The organism is Desulfobacterium sp. N47 (assembly GCF_051233685.1).
In the GTDB taxonomy this organism is placed as follows: domain Bacteria; phylum Desulfobacterota; class Desulfobacteria; order Desulfobacterales; family RPRI01; genus RPRI01.
In genome coordinates, this window is record NZ_JBAMMY010000092.1 from 1 (window position 1) to 1,180 (window position 1,180).

Consider the following 1,180-nt stretch of genomic DNA (forward strand, 5'->3'; position numbering starts at 1 on the left):
TAAATAAGATTGCATAAAAGATAACAAAGCGTTACACACTCGACCGGGAACCCGCGCCTTTTTTCCAAATAACCTTGGTTGAGTTAAACGTGGTTAAAACACAGCCGGTTTGTGTTCCCGGCCGGTGAACTTTGTGTTATATACTTAACAGATAAGAATTATATTGAATAATTTCGACCTGTGCGGTTAAGAATTGTGAGTTTTTGGAATGAGTTACTGATTATGTAGAAATCGCTGGACATCTCTGCCTATTAATGTGATGGTTTGGTAGATCAATATCTCCAAGGAAAAGAGGAGGGACTACCAAATGGGCAAATACAAGGTGAAGGTTCACATTGAGCTGATCGAATGTGATGACGATGTCACAGAGCATGGACCGGTAAAGGAGAAGAACGGCGGCTTTACAATGACGATCAGTGAAAAGAATGCAATGAGTATTGACAAATGTGAGCAATCAGTTTTGGTGGCGGCGCACCCCACAATACGTGATGCCATATCAAAACACTTGTCCGATATCTCAAAAAAAAAGCGTTTAAAGAATGTGAATCAGGAGAAGTCGTAGCGAATCCGAATGCGTACAAGGTGGATGGTGAAGTGGGCCGGTTTGAGTTTGTAACACACCGGGTTGGGTCTGAATACGATACAAGCAAGGATCTTTTTCCTGAATTGACCGGTAAGGAATTTTATAAGACGACTGGTTTCAAAGAAATTGCAATGATTTATGGAGACACAGAGCAATCATACCGGAAGACAGCGGAATTGATCAACCGGATTCGCTACCAGGAACAGGGGGGAACGCCGTATCGCACCCTTCAAGAGAATACGGAGAAAGAAGTATCCAACGTGATCGATTACTTGGAAGAAAAAACAAGGCGGATATTGGAAAAGCACGGATTTGGTGAAGATGGCGTTTACAATGGGAGCAATCCTGAGTATGCGCGGAATGAACCGGTCACCCTGGATGAGGACAAAATTCGTGATGCGGCGGAAAAATGCATTGCATGCGATATACGAGAAGAGGCTTTGGAGAACCCTGTATGTTATGAACACCCTGAAAATACGACGAATGTTTCCATAGATGATGTGAATGTGAAAAGGCAGGAGGAAAGCCGTCAAAAGGGTGTAAGATCTGAAGAGAGAAAATTGAAGTATGTTCATAATACGATTGCGCATGTTTCCA

2 protein-coding genes are annotated in these 1,180 nt (G+C 42.8%); both read left to right on the forward strand.

What is annotated here, in order from left to right; all coding sequences use genetic code 11:
* Positions 1–307 precede the first annotated feature (307 nt).
* On the forward strand, positions 308–562 hold the full coding sequence (locus VXK47_RS05935; RefSeq protein ID WP_435547852.1) for a hypothetical protein: 255 nt from the start codon (positions 308–310) through the stop codon (positions 560–562).
* Between the two features lie 32 nt (positions 563–594).
* The coding region (locus VXK47_RS05940; RefSeq protein WP_435547853.1) for a hypothetical protein at positions 595–1,180 on the forward strand (586 nt) is incomplete at its 3' end.

Excerpts from the sequence above, each read along its gene's own strand:
- VXK47_RS05935 (WP_435547852.1), top strand. The coding sequence starts at position 308 with ATGGGCAAATACAAGGTGAAGGTTCACATTGAGCTGATCGAATGTGAT.